Origin of the sequence: Burkholderia sp. Cy-637, assembly GCF_011753175.1 — a bacterium.
GTDB classification, from domain to species: domain Bacteria; phylum Pseudomonadota; class Gammaproteobacteria; order Burkholderiales; family Burkholderiaceae; genus Burkholderia; species Burkholderia gladioli.
In genome coordinates this window covers 1-23,130 of sequence record NZ_VWWC01000120.1, presented here as the reverse complement: position 1 = coordinate 23,130, position 23,130 = coordinate 1, and the positions used below count along the sequence as shown (strand labels likewise).

Below are 23,130 nucleotides of genomic sequence, written 5' to 3'. Positions count from 1 at the left end.
CGCGCAGCAGCGCCGGGAAGGCCGTGAACGGATCCATCTGCGCGAAGGCGCCGGCCACTTCCCGCGCGCGCGCCGCGTAGGCCGGATCGGCCAGCATCCGCGCGACGATCGCCGGCAGCTCGCCGCGCCGCACGCGCACCGGCCGCACCGTCTGCCCCGCGCCGTAGCGCTCGATGTAGCGCATCGCCAGCAGCTGGTCCATGTTGGTCGGGATGCCGATCACCGGCGTGCCCTCGCCGAGCGCCTGGTAGCCGGTGGGGCTGCCGCCGTTGCTGATCACCAGGTCGGCGCGCCGCGCGATCTCGGCGCCCGGCAGGAAGCTCGCGGTGTACAGCCCCTCGCGCGGCGCCGGCAGGTAGCGGCCGCCCGAGGTGGTCACCACCTGCAGGCCTGTCTCGAGCAGCCCGTCGACGATGCGGTCGGTCAGGCTCACGTCGCCCGAGGAGCCGAGCGAGACGTAGACCAGCGGCCGGCCCTCGTCGAGCGAGCTCCACCAGTCGGGCAGCCCGACGGCGGGCGACCAGCTCACCGGGCCGAGATAGGCGTGCCCGGCCGGCAGCGCCGCGAGCGGCACCAGCGACGGCGAGTCGTAGTAGCCGACGCGGTCGCCGAAGGTCCAGCCGGCTCGGCAGGAGGCGAACGGCGGCAGGCCGAAGTGGCGGCGCGCGCCGTCCAGCGCGCGGGCCTGGAAGGCCAGCACGATGCGTCCCATCAGCGGCATCAGCCTGGGCACGAACGGCAGCCGCGACATGTTCAGGCCGCGGATCTCGGGCACCGGCAGCACCGGATCGTCCACCCCGGTGCTCCAGTAGGCGTTGATCAGCGCCACGTAGGGCACACCGGCCAGGCGCGTGGCGACCGACAGCGAGTGGCGGAAATCGCCGACCACCACGTCGGGCTCGACATGCCGGATCAGCGCGAGATCCTCTTCCGTGTAGTCGATCAGCTCCCGCTTCGAATACAGCGCCGCGCCGGTCTCGATCGCGTCGAGGAAGGCCTGGGCGCTCTTCGAATGGATCTCGTGATAGCGGACCGCCGGATCGTCGTGGACATAGGCATAACGCGCGTCGCAGGCGAAGTGCACCTCGAAGGCGCGCTTGTCGAGCGCCTTGGCCAGGCAATAGGGGCGCGCCACGTGCGCGAAGGTGGCCGCCTCGCCGAAGCAGAGCACGCGCAGGGGTCGGGTCGCGAAAGTCAAGATCGGGTTCCTCGCCGCCGGCGCTTCAATAGACCTGGACGCGCCACAGCTCGCGCGCGGCCGAATCGCGCGACATCGCGCGGCGCCCGTGCAGCACGCTGTAGTTGTCGACCATCACGATGTCGCCGTCCTGCCATTCGTGCTCGACCAGGTACTTCGGCGAATAGGCCAGCGCGTTGACGCGCGCGACGAAATCCTCGGGCACCCGGCCGGGCGTGGAGACGCCGACCTCGAAGCGCTGCAGCGAGGATTCGCTGCCTTCCTGGTAGCGCAGCAGCTTCTCGCCGGTCTCGGGATGCACGGCGATCAGCGGGAAGGTGCGCGGCACGCCGCCGAAATAGGTCATCCTGGTGTTGTAGGTCAGGCTCAGCTGCTCCCACTGCGCGAGCGTGGCGGCATCCAGATCGCGAGCGATCGCGCGCGCGTCCACCAGGGTGGTCTGCCCTTCGCCGGGCCGCGGCGCCTTGCGGCAATGCAGCGTGAACAGGGTGGCCGCGAAGTGCTCGTCCTCCTGCACCAGCGGATGCGTGAGCGGCAGCATGCTCAGGTCCCAGTGCAGCGGCACCGACTCGAAGGAATGCACGTAACCGTTCGGCTGCTCCTCGGGGATCACCTTGTGCACCGGGCCGAATTGCCAGATGTAGGGGCGGCCGAACTGCGAGGTGAAGGCCACCAGCGCATCCTCGTCGGCCACCTCGAAGCCGCGCAGCACCACGAAGCCGTAGCGGCGCGTGAGGGCCGCCACCGCTTCGCGCGGCAGCGCATTGCAGTCGAGGCTGCCGCCGTCGGCCCGCGGCGTGACCAGCAGGCCGAAATCCTCGCCATGCACGATCTCCATGTCGCAGCGCTCGGCCAGCGGCGCGGCGCCCTCCACGCCGCACCACGGTTGGCCGGCGCGGCCGATCACGGCCACGTCCAGTTCGTCGATGGCGGCTTGTTTGCTCAGCATGATGGTTTCTCCATTCGTTCGATACACGAGGACGCCATGCCAGGGCAGCGCGGCCTCGCCGCGGCGGGCATGCATCCGGACAGGAACCTTGCGCTGCTCGGGCGCGGGGTCGTGGACGGTGAGCCGGATCCCGTCGGGCAGGCTCGCCGCAAGAAAGGCATCGAGCGCGATGCCGCGCTCGGCCATGCGGCGCGCGTCGGCTTCGAGATCGGGCGGCGCGCCGGCGGCGGGCCCGGAGCGCGGGATCGCGCTGCCCGCCGGGTGCCTTGCCGGGTGTTCGTCCGGTTCCCCGGCCGCGACGTCGCCGGCGCCCAGGCCGCGTTCGCGCGCCAGCAAGCCGCGCAGCGAGGCGACGCGACGCGCATGACGGACATCCGCGAGCAGCGCGCGCGGCTCGGGCCAATAAGGCGCGAGCGCGCGATCCGCGCTGTCGGTGGCGCGGTCGAAGGCGGGATCGACGCTCGAATACGAATGCCAGACCAGGTGCCGCGAGGCGTGCAGTTCGCGCAGCGCGTGGTGATAGCGGTTCGCCACTTCGCGCGGCACGCCCAGCAGGTCGTGGAAGGTCAGGCCGTCGCTGAACAGGTCGAGCAGGCAGCCCGGCGCGTGGAAGCTCGCGACTTCCTCGCAGAACGCGTCGAGATAGGCCAGCGCCGCGCGTTCGCCGGCGTCGGGCAGCGCGCCCAGCACCTTGCCCGAGGCAAGCGGCGCCTTGAGCGGAAAGCCGGGCAGCGTGAGCCGGATCGGCTCCCCGCGCGCCACGAAGGCATGGGCCTTGGTGGCCAGCTCGTCGCGCTGCGCGGGCGAGAGCCGCGCGAGTTCGCCCTCGCGCGACAGGCGCGCCGCGAACACGGCCATGAAGCGCTCGACCACGGCGGCGTGATCCTCGAGCGGGCTGGCGCGCCGGTTCATGCGGCGCGGGCCACGAACAGGTTGTCGCGCAACATGCGGACGAAGCGCTCCCAGACCGGGTAGTCGGCCATCTTCCAGATGTCGGCGACCCAGGCATCGGCCTGCTCGGTGGTCCAGCCGTGGTAGATCATCTGGTAGTGCGCGACGAAGGCCGAAACGCGGTAGTTGGCGGCGCAGTGCACCAGGCGCCGGCGCCCGGCGCTGGCGTGATAGACCGCGCAGAAGCGCACGAAGTCGGCCAGCGTGGGCGCCTTGAAGTCGACCGGCAGGAAGTGGTATTCGATGCCCAGGCGCTGCATCAGCCCGGCCTCGTCCTCGATCGAATAACGCGCGTCGGTGGGCGCGAGGTCGATCACCACCTCGACCCCCTCGCTCGCCAGCCGGCCGAACTGCTCGGCGGACGGCTGGCCGGACGTGAGCGTGCATTCATCCAGCCAGCGTTCATTGCTGATTCCGAATTGCTTCATGCTATCTCCGTGCGTCGAATGAGCCCGCTTCAGCGGGCGGGAACCTGCCGGCGGGCGTGAGCCGGCCGCAAGGCCGCCGCGCAGGCCAGCGAGACCAGGGCCGCGACCACCAGGATCGCGCCGAGCGGCCGGCTGCCGGCCGCCTGGTAGCCGATCGAGGCGAGGATGGTGGCCACCAGCACCGCGACCGAGGTCAGGCAGTTCATCGCGCTGGAGCAGGCGCCCGAGATCGAGGCGAAGCGCGCGATGGCGCCGGCCGAGCCGGTGGGGATGGTGATGCCGATCGCGAAGGTCATCAGCCCGAACGGGGCGACGTAGCGCAGCGGCGTGGCGCCGAAGCCGCTCTCGATCGACAGCCAGAACAGCGCGCCCGCGGCCACCGCCAGCGCGGCGCCGATCCTCAGCGCGCCCTCGTCGCCGTATTTCGCGGCCAGCCCCTTGGCCGCGGCACCGCCGAGCCCGAACAGGCCGGCCAGCGGCAGGAAGCTCACGCCGATCCACACCGGCGCCAGGCCGAACTCCGCGAGCGCGAACGGTGCCACCGTCAGGTAGGCCATGTAGCCGCCCACCGCGGCCGCCACCGACCAGGCATAAAGATGGAAGCCCAGGTCGCCCAGCAGGGTGCGATACGGCGCGAACACGGCACGCAGCCCGGCGGGGCGCGCGGCGCGGCGCGCGCGCGGATGGGTCTCGCGATAAAGCACGGCGGTCCACGCCAGCATCAGCGCACCCAGCGCGAGCAGCACCACGAAGGTGTAGCGCCAGCCGAAGGCCCCGGCGATGGCGCCGCCGGCCAGCGGCGCGAGCGCGGGCGAGATGCCGACGAAGGACATCACGAAACCGAAGATGCCGCGCACGCGCTCGTCGTTGCCGGCGTGCACGTCGGTCACGATCGGCTGCCAGAGCACGGTGGCCGCGCACACGCCGAAGGCCTGCAGGAAGCGCAGCGCGAGGAAGCCGCCGATGTCGCGCACGAACAGGCAGCCGAGCGTGGCGGCGACGAACACCAGCAGCCCGAACAGCAGCACCGGCTTGCGCCCTACCGCGTCCGACACCGGCCCGTAGAGCAGTTGCGTCACGCAGGTGCCGGCCGCGTAGACGGTCAGCGAGAGCCCGACCAGGAACACCGAGGTGGCGAGCTCGGCCTGGATCTCGCCGAGCGCGGGCAGGTAGATGTCGGTGCCGAGCATCGACAGGATCGCCAGCAGCGCCAGGTAGATCACGGGAGGCGGACGCACGGCGGGCCCCGCCGGCGGGAGATTTCGTTCAGCCATGGTGAAGCGCGCTCAGGTCCGGTTGCGGGAAGTGGACGAAGTGGCAGGGAATGCCGTCGGTGAACACCAGCACGGAATTGCGCTCGTCGATCTCGGAGCGTTTCTTCAGCACGATCCGGTCGTTCTCGCGCACCGCCACCGAATGCCAGGGCGTGAGCCAGACGTCGTCGCAGTCGACCAGGCGGATGCCGATCTTCTTCGAGACGCGGAACTGCGGGTGGATCGACAGGCGCAGGCTGTTCGGGAAGCCGTGGTCGATCAGCCGCCCCCAGGCGTTGCTGCGCTGGATCACGCGGTAGGCGTTGCTGCGCGCCATCTTCTGGATCGCCGTGTTGCTGAGGCCCTTGAAGCGCTCGATGCCCTGCGTGTCCTCGAACAGGAAACGCGTGATGCCGCGGTACATCGCGATCGCGGCCGGATCCTCGGCGCACTGGCGCTTGATCTGGTCGACCGAGTCGCTGTGGACGATCAGCAGTTCCTCGCGCTTGGAGGTCAGGTCGTCGAGATAGCGGAAGGTGTCGTCGAGGTCGAAGAACTCGAACACGCCGGGGAAATGGCGCCCCGCATAGGCTTCCAGGCTGTCCAGGTACTGTCGCACCTCGGGATCGGGGATGTTCACCACGTCGGAGAAGCAGTAGCCGTCCGAGCAGATCATCAGCTTGGCGCCGGGCGCATGCAGCGCGCCGATGCGCCGGCAGAGCCGCGCCAGGTTCGCCAGCGCGTGCTTCTCGGCCAGGTCGGGCAAGGCGCCGAGCGTCTTGCTGCGGTTCGGCGACTTGCCGGGAAAGGCCGGCAGGATCATCGTCACCGGCTCGCCGCGCTCCACCACCGGCAGGATCGCCTCGATGTGATGCCGCGCTTCCTCGGCGAAGCGGTACGGCGTCTCGTCCTCGGAACGGTGCAGGTTGCGCAAGGCGAACACTTCGCGAACGATCGCCTCGGCGACCGCCCATGCGTCATCCCGTGCTTCGCGCACGACGGCGTATCCTAGTTGAACGGACATGATTTCTCTCAGGATGGATGGTCAACGCCATGGCCGCGCAAAGCCGCGCGCATGGCGTTCTGATTCCGCCTTCCCAAGCCCGGCCAGGGCCTGGAATCGACATGGCGGCAGCAACGACACAACCGGGTTATTCACCCTCGGAATTAACTTATCTGGTTTTCGCGAATGGAATTTACATAGCGAGAAACGCTGCGTCAACAGAAATATCGAAATCCCAGAAATGTCGAATTCATTTCCTGAATAATCTTTTTGTTATTAAGTAGTGGATTTTTCCACAGGTAAGAAAGGGGTGATTGTTGCTCCAGGCGAGCCCATTCCGGGGCATTGTTCTTCATCGCATCGGCCCCGACATTCCTTGCTGGCAAAGGGATATGCGAGATCGTCAACAATTCGTCATGTTGTTGACGGTTCACCCGCCTCCCCTGTTCGATCTCATCCGACGGGCAACTCGAAAAACCGGCGCGGGGGATCGGCGAATCGTTTGTTCAATATCGCATTCTCAATCGGCGGTTTTGATCAAGAAAGTCCGGGATTCGATATGCCGGCCAGTTAACTTCTTAAACTACAGAAAAAACCGACCTGGCATTCCGGATCCTGCTGCGAGTCATTCAGAAAAATCATTCGACATTATTGAAATCCAGCCAGGCCATTTTTAATTACATTTTCATTACGAATATGGCATGTCGGCATTCGGCATTCGAGCGCGGCTGGCGAACGCTCAGGATTCCGATCGAATCGGTTTCAGGCACTCCTCGCCTCGCGCCGCACCGCCTGCGGCGGCACCCCGAAGCCGCGCACGAAGGCCTCGCGCAGATGGCGCCGGTCGCGAAAGCCGGTCTCGCGCGCGATCACCTCCAGCGAATGCGTGCCGCGCTCGATCATCAGGCGCGCCGCCTCCAGGCGCAGGCCCTCGATCGCCTTGGCCGGCGACTGCCCCGTCTCGCTGGTGAACACGCGGCTGAACTGGCGCGGGCTCAGGTTCGCCGCGGCGGCCAGCTCCTCCACCGAGACGGCGCGATCGAGATGCTGCCGCGCGTAGTTGAGCGCGTTCTGGATGCGATCGGACTTGGGCGCGAGCTCGAGCATCTCCGAATGCTGCGACTGGCCGCCCGAGCGGCGCTGGTGCATCACCAGCTTGTGCGCGACGCTGCGCGCCACCTCGGCGCCGAGATCGTGCTCGACCATCGCCAGCGCCAGGTCGAGGCCGGCCGTCATGCCTGCCGAGGTCCAGACCGGGCCGTCGACGATGTAGATGCGATCGTCCTCGACCTGCACCGCCGGATGCTGCTGCCCGAGCGCGCGCGCATAGGCCCAGTGCGTGGTGGCGCGCCGGCCGTCGAGCAGTCCCGCCTCGGCCAGCATGAAGCCGCCCGTGCAGATTCCGGCCACGCGCCGCGCGCGCAAGCCGGAGCGGCGCAGGAAGGCCAGCAGCGGCCCGGGCGCCGGCACCGCCAGCGGATCGATCACGCCGGCCACGATCCAGGTGTCGACGCCCGCGCGCGGCGACACCGCGCGCGTTTCCACCTGCATGCCCAGCGAGGAGCGTTGCGGGCCGCCCTCGATCGAATAGTTGTCGACCGCGTAGAAAGGCTCGCCGGCGGCCTGGTTGGCGACCTCGAAGATGGTCTGGGTGGCCAGCGCCATCATCTGGAAGCCGTCGCAGAGCAGGTACCCGATTCGATGCATGGCCGTCTCCCGGCGTCGATGTCATGAAAGATGCATTTATACACGATTCAAGACATGGCCGCGGCAAGGCGCTTCGGCCGTGCGAAGCGCAGCCGCGAAGCCGCGATACCGCCGGAACGGAACATCCTTAGCTGAAAAACTTGGTTGGATCGCCCGCGCGCGGCCGCGACCATGTCGGGTTGCTTCATATCGGATCAAGGAACACGGATGACGGCCCCCCTGCCCCGCTTCGGCGTCTGGGCGCTCGTGCACGGCTCGCGCGCGGCGCTGCAGGACCCCGACGAACCCTATGACGCCTCCTGGGCACGCAACAAGGCGCTGGTGCTCGAGGCCGAACGGCTCGGCTACGACTCGGTGCTGGTCGCCCAGCACACCGTCAACCCGCACCAGCCCTCGCTCGACCAGCTCGAGGCCTGGACCGCCTCGGCCGCGCTCGCGGCGCTCACCGAGCGCATCGAGATCATCGCGGCCATCAAGCCCTACCTCTATCACCCGGTGGTGCTGGCCAAGATGGCGCAGCAGATCGAGCTGATCAGCGGCGGGCGCTTCGCGATCAACCTGGTCAATGCCTGGAACCGGCCGGAGCTGGAGCGCGCCGGCATCGGCTTCGCCGAGCACGATGCGCGCTACGCCTATGGCCGCGAATGGATCACCGTGGTCGAGGCGCTGCTGCGCGGCGAAACCGTGCGCTTCGCCGGCGAGCATTTCCGCATCGACGACTACGCGCTGCGGCCGACCGATCCCTATCGGGCGCGGCCGCGCATCTACGTGGGCGGGGAATCGGAGCCGGCGCGCGCGCTGGTGGCCGACAAGGGCGATGTCTGGTTCATCAACGGCCAGCCATTGGAGGCCGTCGAGGCGTTGATCGCCGACGTGGGGGCGCGTTCGCGCCCGGGCGCGGCGGCGCCGCTGCGCTTCGGGCTGTCCGCCTTCGTGATCGCGCGGGACAGCGCGGCGCAGGCCGAGGCGCACCTCGCGCATCTGTTCGCGCTCGCCGAGCGCGACAAACCCTTGCGCGAGCAACAGAAGGCCAACATCGATCCGAACGCGGTGATGTTCCGCACCTTCGCGCAATCGGCGCGCGTCGGCTCGAACGGCGGCACCGCCGCGGGGCTGGTGGGCAGCCACGACCAGGTGGCCGAGCGCATCGTGGCCTTCCATCGCGCCGGCATCGAACTGTTCATGCTGCAGTTCCAGCCCTTCGAGGCCGACATGCGCGACTTCGCCGAGCAGGTGATGCCGCGCGTGCGCTGGCTGCTGGCGCGCTAGCTACGGGCGCCCGGCCAAGCCGCCGGGCGGCGGCGGGCTCGGGCGGCGCCCCCTCTCAGAACGGGTTGGCGATCTTGCCGGTGGGCGCCGGCGGCTCGTCGGCCAATTTGGCCGGCAGGTCGGGCACGGCCTTGAGCGTATCGACGATGCTGGCCAGCGCGGCCAGCAGCGCCTGCGCCCGCTTGAGCCCCTCCTGGTCGCGCGCGATCTCGAGATCGCCGCTGATCTGGATGCGCGACGGATCGTTGCTGACCGTCAGCGCGTCGCCGGCGATGGTGACGACGGTGCTGTCGTCGGCAAATGCGGTGAAATTCGCTTTAGACACCGGACAACCCTCCTGGCTTGTTATCCTTCAGACGTTCCGGCACGCCGGGGAAACGCAACCCGCTGGCGGCCTCCAGTTGATGCACGGTCACGATATCGTACCGTTTCGCGTCGCTGTTCTTCACCACGATCGCGAAGGCCATGTTCCGCGACGGCAGGTAGACCAGCTTGAAGATCTCGGTCGGCACGATCACGCGGCTCTCGCCGATGGTCTGCAGTTCGCTGCCATGGAACATCGGGCCCGTCACCACATAGGCCTCGCCGTCGCGCACCGCCATCGCGCGCACCGCCTGCTCGACGCGCGCCCACAGCCGGCGGTTGTTCTGCGGATTCTGCGGAATCATGTTCGCCAGCGAGAAGGACTCGGCCATCGCCTGCGGGTTCCAGCGGTCGCCGGCCGGGCTCATGTGGCCGCGGTCGAAACCGCTGCGGCGATAGTCGGCCAGCGTCGCGCCCTCGCCGGCCGGCAGGCGCCGCTCGGCGAAGAAGCGATTGGTACGAACCTCGTCCTTCGCTTCGGCCAGGTGCGCGGCGCTCAGGTGCTCGGCCGACCACAACGGCGTGTGGGTGATGCCCGAGTGCAGCACGGCGAAATCCGAATAGCAGATCAGCCGGGCCTGCCGGACCATCTTCGGGTTGGTGAGTTCGGGTTCCAGGCCGGCGGGAGAGAATTGCGGACACGACGAAGCGAATGCCGTCGCGGAGATCGACAGCGCGCAGAGCGCGGCGAACCATTTCATGTGCGTCTTTTTTCGGGAAAAAAGGGCGCATTGTAATGGAGGGCCCAGGCGGCGCGAAACCGGCGGGCCGGGCCCTTGTGTTGCAAGATGTATCGCGCCGTCAATCGGCGCGCAGGTCGGCCCGCAGGTCGGCGCGGCGAATCCAGCGCAGCAGCTCGCCGCCGCCCGAGAAGTAGTCGATCCTCAGCCAGTCGCCCTCGCGCGCGAGCACGGCGGCGACGTCGCCCTTCACCAGCCAGGCACGCGTGACGGCCTGCGCGCGCGGCGCCGAATAGAGCGGCGCGCGCGGGCTCGCGACCGTGACGAAGCCGCGCCAGTCGCGCGCCTCGCCCAGGCTCAAGGTATCGCCCACGGCGATGGTGGGCACGTCGCAGTTCGGCAGATCGCCGACCGCCTGCACCGTCCATGCGCCCCGCGCGTCCCGCTGCATCACGATGTGGCCGCCGCGCTCGCCCGCGAAGCCGGTGACGAAGTCGAGGCGGCCATGTTCGTCCGGCCGGCCCGTCATCAGGAAACGGCAGGTCGGGTCGCGATCGGGATTGTTGGCCGCCGGCGCGGTGGAAGGATTGTCGAACCAGCCCGTCACGAGGCCGTGGTCGAGCGCGAGCCGCAGGCTGCGATAGTCGAGCTGCGCGTCGGGCAGGCTGCGCAACGCGTAGATGCCGGCGCGCGGTTCGCCGCCGGCGCGGGCGGCCGTGCTGCCCGCCAGGGCCAGGGCCGCGGCGAGGACGATGAAGATGCGCTTCACTGGATGGTTCTCCTGCTCTCCCGTTCGGCCGGGCCGCTGCCGGCCCGTGCCTCAAAACGTTTACAATACGACCCCTGCCTGACCTCACCTCGCACGCGCTTCATGACCACTGCCGACCTCACCGACGATCTCCCGCCCCTCCACGAAGACACTCTCTGGCGCGACAACGGCTGGACCGCCCGCGTGATCAAGAACGAGGACGACGACGGCTGGGCGGTGGAGATGATCAAGGACGGCGAGGCCGAGCCGGCGCTGGTCGGCCCCTGGACCATGGGCCGCGACAAGAAGAATCCGAAGCCGCTCGACGCCAATGCGTTCCGCACCCTGGTCAAGACCGCCTCGGAAGTCCTGCGCCGCCACGAGCAGCAGCGCGAGGCGATGCTGCACAAGGAAGTCACGGTGTGGACCGACGAGCGCAGCGTGTCCGTCACGCTCGACATCGTGCCCGACGAGGACCAGCCCTACGCCATCCTGAAGGCCTTCGACGACAGCGGCGAGCAGCTGGGCCAGGCCACCGTGCAGGCCGGCTTCCGCCTCGACAAGGCCAGCGCGACGCGCTGGATCGCGCGCGACTTCGAACGTCCCGACTGAAGCTGCCGCCCTCGTCGATTCCGCTTCAATCCTTCAAGGCATCCTGCAGGGCCTTCTTCTCGGCGCGGCGCGCGGGCGTCGCGTTCTCGCGCGCCGCGCGTGCCTTCAGGAAGGCCTGTTCGTCATACACGCATCCGGCCGCGTAATGGCCTTCGTCGATCGTGAAGGCCCGCAAGGCGTGATCCGCGTCGAGGTCCTTGCGCACGATCGCGTCCTGGCCCATCTGCAGCTCGACGCGTAGCCCCTCGCGCGGCACCATCGCCAGCAAGTCCTCGACCGGATGCGCCGAGGCCACCACCAGGAACACCGCGCTGCGGCTGTTCAGCAGCACCGTGTCCGAGCTCACGCCGAGCGTGCTCAGCGCCGGGTCCACCGTCCACGCCACGCCGGGCGCGCCGCCGAGCGTCGTCGCCGAAGGCAGGCCGAGCGCGTGCCGGTCGACCTGCTCGTTGAAGGCGGCCAGCCGATCGAAGGAGACGCGGCACTGCACGATCTCGCCGAGCAGCTTGCGCGAATCGGCAGCGGTGGTGGCCGTTGCGGCCGTGGCGGCATGCACCGGCGCGGCCAGGCCCTGGGCCAGCGCGGTGCCGGCCAACAGCGTGGCCAACAGCGCGGGCAGGCGCGACTGGATCGGCGCGCCCATCACTTCACCACGCAATCGGTCAGCGACAGGTAATCGGTGTGCAGGGTGTAGCCGATCGAGCAGATCGCATTGAATTTCGCCCCCACCGGCAGCGCGTCGAGCTTGCGCGCCTCGGCGTCGTCGAAGCCGCTCAGGCGCGCGAGTTCCTCGTCGGGCTGGGACGGGTCGCCCGCCGACAGGATATTGCCGCCCACCAGCGCCTGCGAATGCTCGACCACCACCGCGCTGAAGCGGATCCGCTTGTCGTCGCCGAACTCGGGCAGGCCCGACACCATGTTGTCGTTCTTCGCGTAACGCGAGTACAGCTCGATCAGGCGCACCTTCTTGACGACGGGGGCGGCGTGCGCGACGGGCAGCGCCATCGCCAGGGAAGCGGCCAGCATCGCGCCGGCCGAGACGAGTCGGATTCTCTTTGCAAGCATGCTTGTTCTCTCAGCGTCGGGGTTGTTGTTCTGCGCGCCGGCGTCCAGCGGCATGCGGCGCGACGCGTAATGTATCAGAAGGACAAGACATCCATGATCACGCGCCAGCGCCCGCGAACCCATTGCGCGAGCAAGCAAAAACGAAACGCGCGACATGCCGTGAGGCATGTCGCGCGTTTCGACGAGGCGACCAGGAAACAGCGGCGCAGCCCGCGCCGCGTCGGTTCAGCAGCCGGTATTCTTCACGCGCTCGACCTCGAGCCCGAACCAGGGGCGCAGGCGCGTGCCGAGCACGTTGCCGGCGAACGCGCAGACCAGCCACAGCCAGCCATGCAGGCTGCCCGAGACGATTCCGCTGAAGTAGGCGCCGATATTGCAGCCATAGGCCAGGCGCGCGCCGTAGCCGAGCAGCAGGCCACCCACCACGGCCGCCAGCAGCGAGCGCAGGGGGATACGCCAGACCGGCGCGTAGCGGCCGGCCAGCGCGGCGGCGGCCATCGCGCCGAGGATGATGCCGATGTCCATCACGGTGGTCACGTCGTGGCTGGCCGGTGCCGACAGCGCCGCCGCGTTCGGGCCCGCGAGCCAGTACTTCCAGCTCGCCACGTCGAGGCCGAGCGAGGCGAAACCCTTGGCGCCCCACAGCGCGAAGGCCGAGGTCACGCCCCAGGGGCGGCCCGACAATGCGAGCGTGGCGAAGTTGAGCACCGCCAGCGCCACCGCGCCGGCCAGCATCGGCCAGGGGCCGTGCAGCCAGGGCGAGGCATGCGGCGCGCGCTCGGGCGCGTTGACCAGGCGGCCGTGGCGGCGTTTCTCGATGGCCACGGTCAGCGCGGCGATCGCGGCGAACACCGCGAGGTTCAGCACGATCGCGGGTGCCACGCCGAGCGCGTGCACCAGCGAGAGCGGCTTGAGTTGCGGCATCGAGGTCCAGAACGGCATGTGGGCGGTGGCCACCACCGAGCCGACGATGAAGGCGAGCAGCGTGACGATCATGCGCGTGCTGCCGCCGCCGACCGTGTAGAGCGTGCCCGAGGCGCAGCCGCCGCCGAGCTGCATGCCGATGCCGAAGATGAAGGCGCCGACGATCACCGAGGTGCCGGCCGGCGAGACCAGCCCGACCACCGGCTGCCCGAACAGCGTCCCGGCCGACAGCGCCGGGAAGAACAGCAGCACGCCGATCGCGAGCATCAGCATCTGCGCGCGCAGGCCGGCGCCGCGGCCGTCGGCGATGAACACGCGCCAGGCCGAGGTGAAACCGAAGGCGGCGTGGTAGAGCGTCATGCCGAGCAGCGCGCCCACCAGGTAGAGCGCGGCCTGGCGCAGGCTGACGGTCTGCGCGAGATAGATCGCGCCGAGCAGCACCAGCACCAGCGCGATGCCGAGCGGCTTGGGATTGATGGAATCGAAGGCGCGCGGCGCGGGAGCCGGCGACGAGGGCAAGGTCGACATGGGCGGATACGGCGAAAACGTGAGAGGAGGAACGAGCGGACCGGCGAGGCGCGGATCGCGGCCGGCGCAATCGCGGCACACGGAATCAGGCGGAATCGGGCGGCCTCGATCGGCCGGGGCGCCGATCGGATGGATCGGGCCGTCCAGGCGGCCGGCCTCGCGCGATCGATGCGAGGGCGGCGGGCCCGGGCTGGCGTAGGCCGGGCGCAAGCGTAGCATGAAACGCCGTTCGCGGCCGGGGGCCGGAACGGCGGCGGCGACGATGGTGGCGGCGGCGCAGGCGCGCTGGACGAAGGTGCGGAAGTTCAGGCTCGCGATGGTTTGCGGGCCACCACCGTCATGCGAAGCGAATCGTGGTGCACATTCCCGGCGCGTCGATGCCGCCTCGGTGCCGCTTCAGCCGCCTCAGTGCGAGCCGTCGCGCTCGAAGCTGAACAGGCGCTCGGCGCGTCGCATGCCGTTGCCCTCGCGATGATCGACCATCACCATGCCCTGGTCGCGTACCGCCCAGCCGGGCCGGGCCAGCACCTCGGCGCGCGGCTGGCTGTCGATGCCGCCCAGCCCCTCGTCGGGCGGCGCGGTGCTGTCGTCGAGCGAGGCGTTCGAATGAATCACGTTGTCCTGCAGCGGCGAGGCCTCGCGACGCGCTTCCTGCCCCTTGCCGTCGACGTCGACGGAATTGTCGGTGCTCGCCATGTTGGCATTGTCGAGCGAGGTGATGCGCGCCGCCGCGCGGCGCACCGGGTCGGCATGCTGGTCGCCGCGTTCGCCTCGCTCGATCGGCGGCAGGCCGGTCGGCGTCTTGCCGGCCACCGTTTCCGGCGTCTGGTTGCGCGCGAAGCCGCTGGCCTGCGCGTTCGCGTCCGGCTGGTCCTTGCCGGCGGCCGGCGTCTTCACCGGGCTCTCGCCGACCTTCTCGTGCTGTTGCTGCGGATAGGGATTCGATTTGACCGGTTTCATTCGGGCTCCTTGCCATCGCCGGGATGCCAGCCCCCGGCGTTCGGCTCGATGGTTGCGGGGACGGCGCGAGGCGCCGCGGATGGCGGGCGCCTCGCGCGCTGCTGCCACGGATCACGCAAATCGCATGCCGCGCCGGCGCGCCGCCACGCGGCGGCGTCTCGCCTGGCCACTGCCTCCACTACATCCTGGTTTGCAAATCTTCCAGGGACCGGCGCCCTGCTCCGACCCCGCGCCTCAAGGCGCCTCGTCGGGGCGTCGCGTCGGGTCGAAGTCGCGCCAGCGGCCATCCTGCCAGTCGCCGTCGCAGCGCTCGACCGACAAGGCGCCGGTGGAACGCAGGATCTCCTCGGCGGCGCCCGCATTGGCCTCGTCGACATGCGCGGCCAGCACCACGCCGTGCTCGGTGCGCTCCAGCGTGCCGGTGCCCTCCTCGGCCCGCCCGCGCATGCGCGAGAGCGCGCCGCCGAATGCGCCGACGTAGGCGCCCGCCAGCGTGGTGGCGACCGGCACCCACCAGGGCGTGTGCCCGATCGCGTAGATGACCAGCCCGAGCAGCAGCCCGAGCGCCACGCCGCGCAGCGTGCCGGCGATGGCGCCGCGGCCGCCCGGCCTGGCCGCCGAATCGGCATAGACGTCGCCGCCGATCGGAAAGCGCCCGTGCTGGCCGCTCGGGTTGAGGAAGAAGATCGAGATGTCGTCGCGCCGGAATTGCCGGTCCAGCAGGCGGCGCCGGCCGTTCTCGGCGTCGTTGAAGGTGTGGAAGTTGCCTGTCACGATCATCGCCATGATGTCCTCCTGGTTCGAGCCGGCGCCTCGCGCCCCTGCTCTCGATGCCGCAAGGGCCGTGCCGGCTGCGGCACGCTCGCCTGCCGGCCTCGCGCGGCACGCGGCTTGCGCGCTCGACGTCGATCCACACGGAACCACCGGGAGGCTCGGCCATGATTCGGGTAAGGGAGGTGATGTCGCGCGATGTGGTGTCGGTCGCGGTGCACGACACGATCCGGCACGCGGCGCAGCATATGGCGTACTACGACGTCGGCGCGCTGCCGGTCTGCGAGCGCGGCCGGCTGGTCGGCATCGTGACCGATCGCGACCTCACGGTGCGCGCGCTGGCCGGCGAGGTGGGCCCGGACGAGGCGATCGGCGAGGTGCTCACGCGGCGGCCGGTCTGCTGCCGCGACGACGAGGATCTCGACGCGGTCCAGCAGCGCATGGCCGAGGCGCGCATTCGCAGGACGCCCGTCGTCGACGGGCAAGGCAGGCTGGTGGGCATGCTTTCGCTGGGCGATATCGCCGCGCGCGCGGGCGGCGCCTCGCGCGAGGAAGTGTCGAATACGCTGGAGCGGGTCTCGCAGCCGGGGCGCTGAGGCCGGGCCGCGCGCAGGCTGGCGGGGCGTGTCGAGCGGGGAAAGCCGGGCGGGATCGGAACGGAACCGAGGCGGAACCGAGGCGGGACGGAAAAGCGCCGCCCGAAGCGGGATCAGTAGGTCGGCAGGCCGATGCAGGCGTTCGGATCGGCCGAGGCGCAGGCGATCGAATAACCGGCCGCGCTGGTGGCCAGCATGTCCTTGCCCGCGTCGAGCGCGTCGCGCACGTCGTCGGGGCAGCGTTCGTAGGTAATGAAGGCGGTGCAGGCAACGGCTGACATCACGACCAGCGAGAAAGCGATCTTTTCGAGTACGACGAAACGGTGAGGCATCCCTCAATCCTCCTTTGAGGCGCCATTCTAGCCCAGCTCAGGGTTTTTACCTAGGGTTTCCACCTAGGGTGGCGGGCATGTGCCTGGCGATGCCGCCCGTCCGCCCCGCCGGGTGCGGCGGCGCAAGGCCCCGCCGGGCGCGGAGTTGCATCGGGCTGTCGGTTTCACGCAACACGCAGGCGCGCCGGCGGCCGGGGAGGAATGAGGGTCGCAAATACGGAAACGGCGCGAGCCGCCTTCGCGGAACTCGCGCCGTGGATGCGGCAGGCGGCCCGCCCCGGCCAATGGCCGGGCGAGTGCCGCGCCGGCTCAGATCGCCTTGGTCACCGGCGCCTTGGCGGCCGGATCGGTGGTGCTGATCTGGCCCGTCTCGACGTGGCCGGCGATGCGGCGCAGCCAGGACGGGTTGTCGGCCACCGTGAACTGCAGGTCGTACCACGAGGCGCTGCACGACAGGTCCCAATGCGACTCGACGCTCTTGCCGGCCGGGATCGTCAGGGTCTGCGGCGCCTGGCCATAGGCCAGGTCGACCGCCGTCACCGTCATCGCGGCGCTGCCGCCGTTGGCCAGCGTCACGTAGACGTTGCCGTTGGCCACGTCGTAGCAGGTCGTCAGGTCCGGATGCGCGGCGGCCTCGCCCGAGGCCGAGCCGATGAAGCGGCGGAAATAGCCGTTCGGGCCATATACATGCACCACGTAGCCGCCGCCGGCGTCGAGCGCCCAGGTGTCGGAGAGCTGCTTGCCGGCCTCGACCGTGTAGGCGCGCGGCATCGCCGTCGCGTCGTTGGTGTAGACCCAGAAGTGCGCGCCCGCCGTGCCGCCGTTGGCGAAGGTGATGGTGTAGCCGGCATTGGTCAACTGGCCGTTCACGTGCAGCTCGTAGGGCGTGGCGCGCGCCAGGCGCGTGCCGGGCTCCTGCGCGGCGATGCTCGGCGCGGCGGTGGCCGCCGGTGCCGCCTGCGAGGTCGGCAGCGCGCATTGCAGGTCGGCCGTGGCCACGTAGTTCGCGGTGTTCGGCAGGGTCGGGAAGCTCGCGTCCGACTTGGTGAAGTCGAGCGTCGAGGTCAGGTCGCCGCATACCGCGCGGCGCCACGGCGAGATATTGGTTTCCTTCACGCCGAAACGCTGCTCGATGAATTGCAGCACCGAGGTGTGATCGAACACCTGCGAGCTGACGAAGCCGCCCTTCGACCAGGGCGAGACCACGAACATCGGCACGCGCGGCCCCAGGCCGTAAGGCAGCGTGTCGGCGGTATAGGTGCCCTGCTGGGTGGCCGTCACCACGTTGTGGCGCTCCAGCGAGATATCCACCGTGCTCGCGCCGACGTTGACGGGCGGATTGGCGACGAAGGTCGGCGGCTGCGGCGGCACCATGTGGTCGAACAGGCCGTCGTTCTCGTCGTACATGATGAACAGGACGGTCTTGCTCCACACCTCGGGGTTCGAGGTCAGCGCGTCGAGGATCGTCGAGATGTAGTTCGCGCCGTACAACGGCGTGAACTTCGGGTGCTCCGAGTAGGCCGCCGGCGGCAGCAGCCACGACACCTGCGGCAGCGCGTTGGCCTGCACGTCGGCCTTGAGCTGGTCCAGCGTGCGCGTGCTGTTGCCGCGCTGCTGCAGCGAGGAGCCGGCCGGCGCGTTCACGATGTTCTGGAACGCGGCCAGCATGTTGGTGCCGTAGTTGCCGGTGAAGTTGTCGAAGCCGGTGCCCTGCTGGTAGACCTGCCAGGAGATGCCGGCCTTCTCGAGCCGCTCGGGATAGGTCGTCCACGAGAAGGGCTGGAGCTGGATCGCGTCGAACTGGTTGTCGATGTAGTCCGTGTTGTCGAGCAGCGGGCCGCCGCCGGTGGCGAGTGGATCGACCATGCCCGTCATCAGGTACATGCGGTTCGGGTGCGTGTTGCCGGGGATCGAGCAGAAGTAGTGGTCGCAGACGGTGAAGGCATCGGCCAGCGCGTAGTGGAACGGAATGTCGTCCCGCACGTGGTAGCCCATCGTCATGTTGGTCTTCTGCACCGCCCACTTGTCGCCGCGGCCGTGGTTGATCGCGCCGTGGGTGGTGGCCCAGGTATGCGGCAGGCCGCCGATGCACTGCGCGTTCACGGCCGGGTTGGTGGTGTCGTAGCGGAACGGCGCGATCACCTTGGTCGGGTCTTCCTGGCGAGGCTGGAACCAGACCGGCTGGCCGTTGGGCAGGGTCACCGGGAAGCGGTCGTTATAGCCGCGCACGCCGCTCAGGTGGCCGAGGTAGTGATCGAAGGAGCGGTTCTCCTGCATGAACACCACGATGTGCTGCACATCCTGGATGGTGCCCGTGACCGTGGCAGGCTCGATGGCCAGGGCCTTGCGGATCGATTCGGGGAACAGCGTGGTGGCGGCGGTGGCGCCCGCCAGGCTGGCGGAGAACTTCAGGAAATCGCGTCGGGATTGGGTGACCATGTGGGGTCCTGATGATGTCGGTCGTCGTGGTGCGGCGCTCAGGATTTCGGCGCCGTGAAGCCGCGCGGGCAATGCAGCTGGGCGGTCGCGACCGCGCCGTTGCCGCAGGCCGCCTTGGGCGGCGGCGCGTTCGGGGTAGCGGGCGCCGACGAGGTGCCGTCGCCATTGCATGCGCCGAGCAGCGCCGCGGTCGCGAGCGTGCCGGTCAGGATCAGGTGCCGTAGTGCCGGCGTCTGCATGGGGTTTCTCCGTCGAATGATATCCGGCGGACGCGGGCTCGCGTCCGGGACGCGGCACCGCTCACCCACGGCACGCGCGCCGCGTGACGATAATGACCGATTGTTACAGCGCGGTGTTCGGGCGCCACTTCCCCGAGCGCGCCGAGCCTTGCCCGGCGTGGCTCGGCGGGCGATTGCCGTAAGCCTTCCGGAAGCTCGGCGCAAGCGGATCGGGACCGATCGGCACGGCTGGGCGGCGGCGGCGGATTCCCCGGCGCGCGCATCGAGACAAACCCCGCCGGCATTTCACTCGCCGGCCCGTTCCGGGATCGCGGCGAATGCACTAGGATTGCAGCAGGGTTCCGGCGCGCATCGAGACACTCGCGGCATGCGCGGATCGGCACCCGCATCGGCCACCGGCATCCAGGGAGACGAGATCGCATGTCCAGCGCCCCCCTTCCCGCTGACGAAGCCTCGCGGCTCGCGAAGCTGCGCAGCCTGCACCTGCTCGACACCCCGGACGAGGAACGCTTCGACCGGATCACGCGGCTCGCGAAACGGATCTTCGACGTGCCGATCGCCCTGGTCTCGCTGGTTGACGAGAACCGCCAATGGTTCAAGAGCTGCTTCGGGCTCGAGACGCGCGAGACTTCCCGCGACGTGTCCTTCTGCGCGCACGCGATCCTGTCGCACCAGCCGCTGGTGGTGCCCGACGCCACGCTCGACCCGCGCTTCGCCGACAACCCGCTGGTGACCGGCACGCCCGGCATCCGCTTCTACGCGGGCCATCCGCTGGCGCTGCCCGACGGCACCAACCTCGGCACGCTGTGCCTGATCGACACCCGGGCCCGGGAGGTCGGCCCCGACGAGCTGGCCCACCTGCGCGACCTGGCCGGGCTGGCCGAGCGCGAGGTGGCGGCGGTGCAGATGGCCACGCTCGACGCGCTGACCTCGCTGTCGAACCGGCGCGGCTTCGAGGTGCTGGCCCGGCACGCGCTGAACGCCTGCAAGCGCGGCGGCCGGCGCGCCTCGCTGCTGTTCTTCGACCTCAACGACTTCAAGCAGATCAACGACCGCTACGGCCACGCCGAGGGCGATCGCGCGCTGACCCTGTTCGCGCGCTCGCTGAGCACCGTGCTGCGCGAGATGGACGTGGTCGGCCGGCTCGGCGGCGACGAATTCGTGGCCCTGCTGATCACCTCGCACGAGGTGGACGCGCCCGGCATCGTCGAGCGGCTGCGCGAGAATCTCGACGCGCGCACCGAACAGGCCTCGCTCGACTACGATATCCGCTTCAGCGTCGGCCACGTCGACTACGACCCGCGCGAGGATCCCTCGGTCGAGCAGTTGCTGGCCGAGTCGGACACGCGCATGTACGCGGACAAGCATCGCCGCAAGTCGGGCGGTTCGCGCTGATCGCCTCGGCCGCGCGCCGCGCTCGCCGATTGCCGCCGAATCGCGCGAGAATCCCCCCTTGTCCGCTTCATTCGTTCCACCAGGAGTCATTCGATGCAGGTTGCCGCTTCATTCGTCGCCATTCTTTCCGCGCTGATGCTGGGCGCCATGATTCCCGGGCCGAGCTTCGTGCTGGTGGCCCGCAACGCGATCGGGCTGTCGCGCCGCGACGGGCTCGCCACCGCGCTGGGCATGGGCATCGGCGGCCTGATATTCGCCGGCATCGCGCTGGCGGGCCTCTATACCCTGCTGCGTTCGGTGGCCTGGCTCTATGTGGGGCTGAAGGTGGCCGGCGGGCTCTACCTGCTCTACCTGGCGCTGCAGATCTGGCGCGGCGCGAAGCGCGACTTTGCATTCGACGCCGATATCGCCCGGCATGGCGGCCAGCCGCTGCGCTCCTTGCGCGTCGGCCTGACCACCCAGCTGAGCAACCCGAAGACGGCGATCTGGTACGGCAGCATCTTCGCGGCGCTGTTGCCCGCGCATCCGCCGCTCATCGCCTACCTGGTGCTGCCGCCGGCCGTGTTCGCGATCGAGATGGGCTGGTACACCATCGTCGCGCTCGGCTTCTCGACGCGCCGGCCGCGCGAGCTCTACCTGCGCGCCCGCGGCGTGATCGACCGGCTGGCCGCCGGCGCGATCGCCGCGCTGGGGCTGCGCCTGATCCTCAACGCCCGCGGCACGGGGCTGTGAGCGCGAGGCCGGCGGCAAGCCGGCCTGGCCCCGCGTGCAGCCGAGGCACGCGAAGCCGGGGCCCGACTCGCGAAATGCCGGCGCGCAAGCCGTCGCGCGCCGCCCGTCGAGACGGGCACGCGTTCCACTTCATGGATGACGAGGAATGGCCGGGATAGCGGCGACGGGGCGACGGGCGAAGGCCCGTCAGTGCCGCTTCTGCTGCCGCAGGTCGTCGCGCACGCGCTTGGCGGCCAGCAGGGCGACGTAGTCGAGGATGCGCGCGCCGTCGCGATATTCGGCGAGCGTCTTTTCGTAGAGTTCGGAAACGGTTTCCTTCGGCATGCGGGTTTCGGAGGCGATCGATTCGACGATCTCTTCGACGTTGATCTGCGCGGCCATGTGTTGCGCTCCAGGGGATGGACGAACGAGGGACGGACGATAACGACAACGGGCCCGACGACGGCGGGGAAGCACATTGAACGACGCCGCTATCCGTTGCGCAAATTGAATCGCGCTATGGATTTCGCGGTGTCATCGTCGGTAATTGCCCGGAAATCGCGCCAGGAAGCCGGGCGTTAGGCCCGGCGCGGCTCGCGCGCGGTCCGACCCCGACCGAGGCATCCCGCCTGCGTCGCGTGCCGTGTTCCGGCCGTCGCACGATGCATGCCTCGCCGCCGCAAGCCCCCCGCCCGCGGCGCGAGCGCGGGCGATCTGCCCCCGTGCCGTTTGCCAAAGCCGCCCCAGTCAAGTACCTTGGACGCCGTTTGGCGATCCGCGCCACGTTTCCCGACCGTCCCCACCGGAGGCCGTACCACGATGGATTTCGCCGTTCGCCGCCGCCTCGTCGCGGCCTTGCCCGCCGCCCTGTCGCTCGTCGTCACGCTCGGCGCCGGCCTTGCCGCCGGCAACGCCCAGGCCGCCGACTCGATCACCGTCGCCTCGAAGATCGATACCGAAGGCAGCCTGCTCGGCAACCTGATCGCGCAGGTGCTCAAGTCGCACGGCCTGGCCGTGGTCGACAAGATCAGCCTGGGCGCCACGCCGATCGTGCGCAAGGCGCTCACCTCCGGCGAGATCGACATCTACCCCGAATACACCGGCAACGCCGCCTTCTTCTTCAACAAGACCGACGACCCGGTCTGGAAGGATGCCGCCAAGGGTTACGCCGAAGCCAAGCGGCTCGACTACTCGGCCAACCACCTGGTCTGGCTCGCGCCGGCGCCGGCCAACAACACCTGGGGCATCGCGGTGCTCGGCCCGCTGGCCGGCCAGCAGCACCTGAAGTCCTTCAGCGAGTTCGGCCGCTGGATCGCAGGCGGCGGCAAGGTCAAGCTGGCCGCCTCGGCCGAGTTCGTCAACAGCGCCTCGGCCCTGCCCTCGTTCGAGAAGACCTACGGCTTCAAGCTCAAGCCCGACCAGTTGCTGGTGCTCTCGGGCGGCGACACGGCCGCCACCATCCGCGCGGCCGCCGCGCAGACCGACGGCGTCAACGCGGCGATGGTCTACGGCACCGACGGCGCGATCGCCGCCTCGGGGCTGGTGCTGCTCGAGGACGACAAGAAGGTGCAGCCCGTCTACGCGCCCGCGCCGGTGATCCGCGAGGCGGTGCTGAAGGCGCATCCGCAGATCGCCGACTGGCTCAAGCCGGTATTCGCCAGCCTCGACCTCAAGACCCTGCAGACGCTCAACAGCCGGATCCAGATCAACGGTGAACCGGCCGCGCACGTCGCCGCCACCTACCTCAAGGCCAAGGGCTTCGTGCAATGAGCGAGGCCGCCGCGCCCGCGGCGAACGCTGCCCCCTCCCCGCGCCTCGACCGGATCGGCGTGCTGGTCATGCTGGCCGTGCTCGGCGCGCTGGCCCTGCCCTTCGTGACCTTCCGCGCCAACCGGATCGTGCCCGGCCACGGGCTCGGCGTGCTCGCCGCCTTCCCCGGCACGCTCGCGGCGCTGGCGATCGCCGGTTGGCTGGCGGCGGCCGGCTTCGCGCTGCTGCCGGGCCGGCCG

General features: G+C 69.6%; 25 protein-coding genes and 1 pseudogene. 7 read left to right on the top strand and 19 right to left on the bottom strand.

The annotated features are described in order from the left end of the window. The 7 genes from F3J10_RS25370 to F3J10_RS25340 all read right to left on the bottom strand — a co-directional run. Positions 1-1,198: nucleotide disphospho-sugar-binding domain-containing protein (locus tag F3J10_RS25370; RefSeq protein ID WP_167243279.1), on the bottom strand; the 1,198-nt coding region annotated here is incomplete at its 3' end. Positions 1,199-1,223: 25 nt separating this feature from the next. Then, positions 1,224-3,059: an L-tyrosine/L-tryptophan isonitrile synthase family protein gene (locus F3J10_RS25365; protein WP_167243278.1), complete on the bottom strand. Its 1,836-nt coding sequence runs from the start codon at positions 3,057-3,059 to the stop codon at positions 1,224-1,226. Next, positions 3,056-3,526 carry a protein tyrosine phosphatase family protein gene (locus F3J10_RS25360; RefSeq protein ID WP_047837097.1) on the bottom strand — a complete coding sequence of 157 codons (471 nt, stop codon included), beginning with the start codon at positions 3,524-3,526 and terminating at the stop codon, positions 3,056-3,058. The genes F3J10_RS25365 and F3J10_RS25360 overlap by 4 nt, the downstream gene beginning before the upstream one ends. A 29-nt stretch (positions 3,527-3,555) precedes the next feature. Then, entirely contained in the window at positions 3,556-4,764 is a 1,209-nt protein-coding gene (locus tag F3J10_RS25355) for a Bcr/CflA family efflux MFS transporter (RefSeq protein ID WP_167243277.1), read from the bottom strand. 28 nt (positions 4,765-4,792) lie between these two features. Beyond that, on the bottom strand, positions 4,793-5,776 hold the full coding sequence (locus F3J10_RS25350) for an isocyanide synthase family protein (RefSeq protein ID WP_025098808.1): 984 nt from the start codon (positions 5,774-5,776) through the stop codon (positions 4,793-4,795). Positions 5,777-5,997: 221 nt separating this feature from the next. After that, positions 5,998-6,216 (bottom strand): hypothetical protein, encoded by a 219-nt coding sequence (locus tag F3J10_RS25345; RefSeq protein ID WP_167243276.1) that lies wholly within the window; start codon positions 6,214-6,216, stop codon positions 5,998-6,000. A gap of 328 nt (positions 6,217-6,544) precedes the next feature. After that, positions 6,545-7,489 (bottom strand): GlxA family transcriptional regulator, encoded by a 945-nt coding sequence (locus F3J10_RS25340; protein WP_025098807.1) that lies wholly within the window; start codon positions 7,487-7,489, stop codon positions 6,545-6,547. A gap of 207 nt (positions 7,490-7,696) precedes the next feature. Between F3J10_RS25340 and F3J10_RS25335 the strand changes: the two genes are divergently transcribed. Next, entirely contained in the window at positions 7,697-8,758 is a 1,062-nt protein-coding gene (locus F3J10_RS25335) for an LLM class flavin-dependent oxidoreductase (protein ID WP_167243275.1), read from the top strand. A gap of 55 nt (positions 8,759-8,813) precedes the next feature. On the opposite strand, the gene F3J10_RS25330 is transcribed toward F3J10_RS25335, so the two are convergent. The 3 genes from F3J10_RS25330 to F3J10_RS25320 form a co-directional block, all read right to left on the bottom strand. Next, positions 8,814-9,083, bottom strand: coding sequence for a hypothetical protein (locus F3J10_RS25330; RefSeq protein WP_013697941.1), 270 nt, complete (start codon positions 9,081-9,083; stop codon positions 8,814-8,816). Beyond that, on the bottom strand, positions 9,076-9,822 hold the full coding sequence (locus tag F3J10_RS25325; protein ID WP_025098805.1) for a DNA/RNA non-specific endonuclease: 747 nt from the start codon (positions 9,820-9,822) through the stop codon (positions 9,076-9,078). Before F3J10_RS25325 ends, F3J10_RS25330 begins: the two co-directional genes overlap by 8 nt. Before the next feature lie 100 nt (positions 9,823-9,922). Then, positions 9,923-10,570 carry a hypothetical protein gene (locus tag F3J10_RS25320; protein WP_167243274.1) on the bottom strand — a complete coding sequence of 216 codons (648 nt, stop codon included), beginning with the start codon at positions 10,568-10,570 and terminating at the stop codon, positions 9,923-9,925. A 102-nt stretch (positions 10,571-10,672) separates the two neighbouring features. Between F3J10_RS25320 and F3J10_RS25315 the strand changes: the two genes are divergently transcribed. Beyond that, positions 10,673-11,161, top strand: a complete 489-nt coding sequence (locus F3J10_RS25315; RefSeq protein ID WP_013697938.1) for a hypothetical protein — start codon at positions 10,673-10,675, stop codon at positions 11,159-11,161. Positions 11,162-11,186: 25 nt separating this feature from the next. Here F3J10_RS25315 and F3J10_RS25310 read toward each other — a convergent pair whose 3' ends face one another. From F3J10_RS25310 to F3J10_RS25290, 5 genes are all read right to left on the bottom strand, one after another. Then, entirely contained in the window at positions 11,187-11,804 is a 618-nt protein-coding gene (locus tag F3J10_RS25310) for a hypothetical protein (protein WP_167243273.1), read from the bottom strand. Continuing rightward, positions 11,804-12,226 carry a hypothetical protein gene (locus F3J10_RS25305; protein WP_025098802.1) on the bottom strand — a complete coding sequence of 141 codons (423 nt, stop codon included), beginning with the start codon at positions 12,224-12,226 and terminating at the stop codon, positions 11,804-11,806. Before F3J10_RS25305 ends, F3J10_RS25310 begins: the two co-directional genes overlap by 1 nt. A gap of 225 nt (positions 12,227-12,451) precedes the next feature. Next, entirely contained in the window at positions 12,452-13,678 is a 1,227-nt protein-coding gene (locus F3J10_RS25300; protein ID WP_167243272.1) for a YeeE/YedE family protein, read from the bottom strand. Between the two features lie 405 nt (positions 13,679-14,083). Beyond that, positions 14,084-14,638: a DUF3005 domain-containing protein gene (locus F3J10_RS25295; RefSeq protein WP_025098800.1), complete on the bottom strand. Its 555-nt coding sequence runs from the start codon at positions 14,636-14,638 to the stop codon at positions 14,084-14,086. Between the two features lie 234 nt (positions 14,639-14,872). Continuing rightward, positions 14,873-15,424, bottom strand: coding sequence for a hypothetical protein (locus F3J10_RS25290; RefSeq protein WP_013697936.1), 552 nt, complete (start codon positions 15,422-15,424; stop codon positions 14,873-14,875). Positions 15,425-15,576: 152 nt separating this feature from the next. Between F3J10_RS25290 and F3J10_RS25285 the strand changes: the two genes are divergently transcribed. Continuing rightward, positions 15,577-16,005 carry a CBS domain-containing protein gene (locus F3J10_RS25285; RefSeq protein WP_167243271.1) on the top strand — a complete coding sequence of 143 codons (429 nt, stop codon included), beginning with the start codon at positions 15,577-15,579 and terminating at the stop codon, positions 16,003-16,005. Positions 16,006-16,118: 113 nt separating this feature from the next. Here the strand turns inward: F3J10_RS25285 and F3J10_RS25280 are convergent, their stop codons facing one another. From F3J10_RS25280 to F3J10_RS25270, 3 genes are all read right to left on the bottom strand, one after another. After that, positions 16,119-16,337: a hypothetical protein gene (locus F3J10_RS25280; RefSeq protein WP_013697934.1), complete on the bottom strand. Its 219-nt coding sequence runs from the start codon at positions 16,335-16,337 to the stop codon at positions 16,119-16,121. A gap of 309 nt (positions 16,338-16,646) precedes the next feature. Then, on the bottom strand, positions 16,647-18,776 hold the full coding sequence (locus tag F3J10_RS25275; protein ID WP_167243270.1) for a phospholipase C, phosphocholine-specific: 2,130 nt from the start codon (positions 18,774-18,776) through the stop codon (positions 16,647-16,649). Between the two features lie 38 nt (positions 18,777-18,814). Further along, entirely contained in the window at positions 18,815-19,015 is a 201-nt protein-coding gene (locus tag F3J10_RS25270; RefSeq protein ID WP_167243269.1) for a hypothetical protein, read from the bottom strand. A gap of 420 nt (positions 19,016-19,435) precedes the next feature. Between F3J10_RS25270 and F3J10_RS25265 the strand changes: the two genes are divergently transcribed. Together F3J10_RS25265 and F3J10_RS25260 are read left to right on the top strand one after the other, a co-directional pair. Beyond that, entirely contained in the window at positions 19,436-20,410 is a 975-nt protein-coding gene (locus F3J10_RS25265) for a sensor domain-containing diguanylate cyclase (RefSeq protein WP_166914929.1), read from the top strand. Positions 20,411-20,503: 93 nt separating this feature from the next. Further along, positions 20,504-21,142, top strand: a complete 639-nt coding sequence (locus F3J10_RS25260; RefSeq protein WP_025098795.1) for a LysE family translocator — start codon at positions 20,504-20,506, stop codon at positions 21,140-21,142. Between the two features lie 186 nt (positions 21,143-21,328). On the opposite strand, the gene F3J10_RS25255 is transcribed toward F3J10_RS25260, so the two are convergent. Further along, the gene (locus F3J10_RS25255) at positions 21,329-21,523 is read right to left on the bottom strand and encodes a DUF3562 domain-containing protein (RefSeq protein ID WP_025098794.1); all 195 of its coding nucleotides are present in this window, start codon (positions 21,521-21,523) and stop codon (positions 21,329-21,331) included. A 417-nt stretch (positions 21,524-21,940) separates the two neighbouring features. Between F3J10_RS25255 and F3J10_RS25250 the strand changes: the two genes are divergently transcribed. Then, positions 21,941-22,891, top strand: coding sequence for an ABC transporter substrate-binding protein (locus F3J10_RS25250; protein ID WP_166914927.1), 951 nt, complete (start codon positions 21,941-21,943; stop codon positions 22,889-22,891). Then, positions 22,888-23,130 (top strand): annotated as a pseudogene (locus F3J10_RS25245) (ABC transporter permease); the annotation flags it as partial. The gene F3J10_RS25250 and the pseudogene F3J10_RS25245, both read left to right, overlap by 4 nt.

Bases quoted from the DNA above. Each gene is read 5' to 3' on its own strand.
- F3J10_RS25335 (WP_167243275.1), top strand. From the start codon at position 7,697: ATGACGGCCCCCCTGCCCCGCTTCGGCGTCTGGGCGCTCGTGCACGGC.
- F3J10_RS25315 (WP_013697938.1), top strand. From the start codon at position 10,673: ATGACCACTGCCGACCTCACCGACGATCTCCCGCCCCTCCACGAAGAC.
- F3J10_RS25325 (WP_025098805.1), bottom strand. From the start codon at position 9,822: ATGAAATGGTTCGCCGCGCTCTGCGCGCTGTCGATCTCCGCGACGGCA.
- F3J10_RS25300 (WP_167243272.1), bottom strand. From the start codon at position 13,678: ATGTCGACCTTGCCCTCGTCGCCGGCTCCCGCGCCGCGCGCCTTCGAT.
- F3J10_RS25310 (WP_167243273.1), bottom strand. From the start codon at position 11,804: ATGGGCGCGCCGATCCAGTCGCGCCTGCCCGCGCTGTTGGCCACGCTG.
- F3J10_RS25290 (WP_013697936.1), bottom strand. From the start codon at position 15,424: ATGGCGATGATCGTGACAGGCAACTTCCACACCTTCAACGACGCCGAG.
- F3J10_RS25255 (WP_025098794.1), bottom strand. From the start codon at position 21,523: ATGGCCGCGCAGATCAACGTCGAAGAGATCGTCGAATCGATCGCCTCC.
- F3J10_RS25250 (WP_166914927.1), top strand. From the start codon at position 21,941: ATGGATTTCGCCGTTCGCCGCCGCCTCGTCGCGGCCTTGCCCGCCGCC.
- F3J10_RS25295 (WP_025098800.1), bottom strand. From the start codon at position 14,638: ATGAAACCGGTCAAATCGAATCCCTATCCGCAGCAACAGCACGAGAAG.
- F3J10_RS25365 (WP_167243278.1), bottom strand. From the start codon at position 3,059: ATGAACCGGCGCGCCAGCCCGCTCGAGGATCACGCCGCCGTGGTCGAG.
- F3J10_RS25285 (WP_167243271.1), top strand. From the start codon at position 15,577: ATGATTCGGGTAAGGGAGGTGATGTCGCGCGATGTGGTGTCGGTCGCG.
- F3J10_RS25275 (WP_167243270.1), bottom strand. From the start codon at position 18,776: ATGGTCACCCAATCCCGACGCGATTTCCTGAAGTTCTCCGCCAGCCTG.
- F3J10_RS25270 (WP_167243269.1), bottom strand. From the start codon at position 19,015: ATGCAGACGCCGGCACTACGGCACCTGATCCTGACCGGCACGCTCGCG.
- F3J10_RS25360 (WP_047837097.1), bottom strand. From the start codon at position 3,526: ATGAAGCAATTCGGAATCAGCAATGAACGCTGGCTGGATGAATGCACG.
- F3J10_RS25340 (WP_025098807.1), bottom strand. From the start codon at position 7,489: ATGCATCGAATCGGGTACCTGCTCTGCGACGGCTTCCAGATGATGGCG.
- F3J10_RS25260 (WP_025098795.1), top strand. From the start codon at position 20,504: ATGCAGGTTGCCGCTTCATTCGTCGCCATTCTTTCCGCGCTGATGCTG.
- F3J10_RS25280 (WP_013697934.1), bottom strand. From the start codon at position 16,337: ATGCCTCACCGTTTCGTCGTACTCGAAAAGATCGCTTTCTCGCTGGTC.
- F3J10_RS25265 (WP_166914929.1), top strand. From the start codon at position 19,436: ATGTCCAGCGCCCCCCTTCCCGCTGACGAAGCCTCGCGGCTCGCGAAG.
- F3J10_RS25305 (WP_025098802.1), bottom strand. From the start codon at position 12,226: ATGCTTGCAAAGAGAATCCGACTCGTCTCGGCCGGCGCGATGCTGGCC.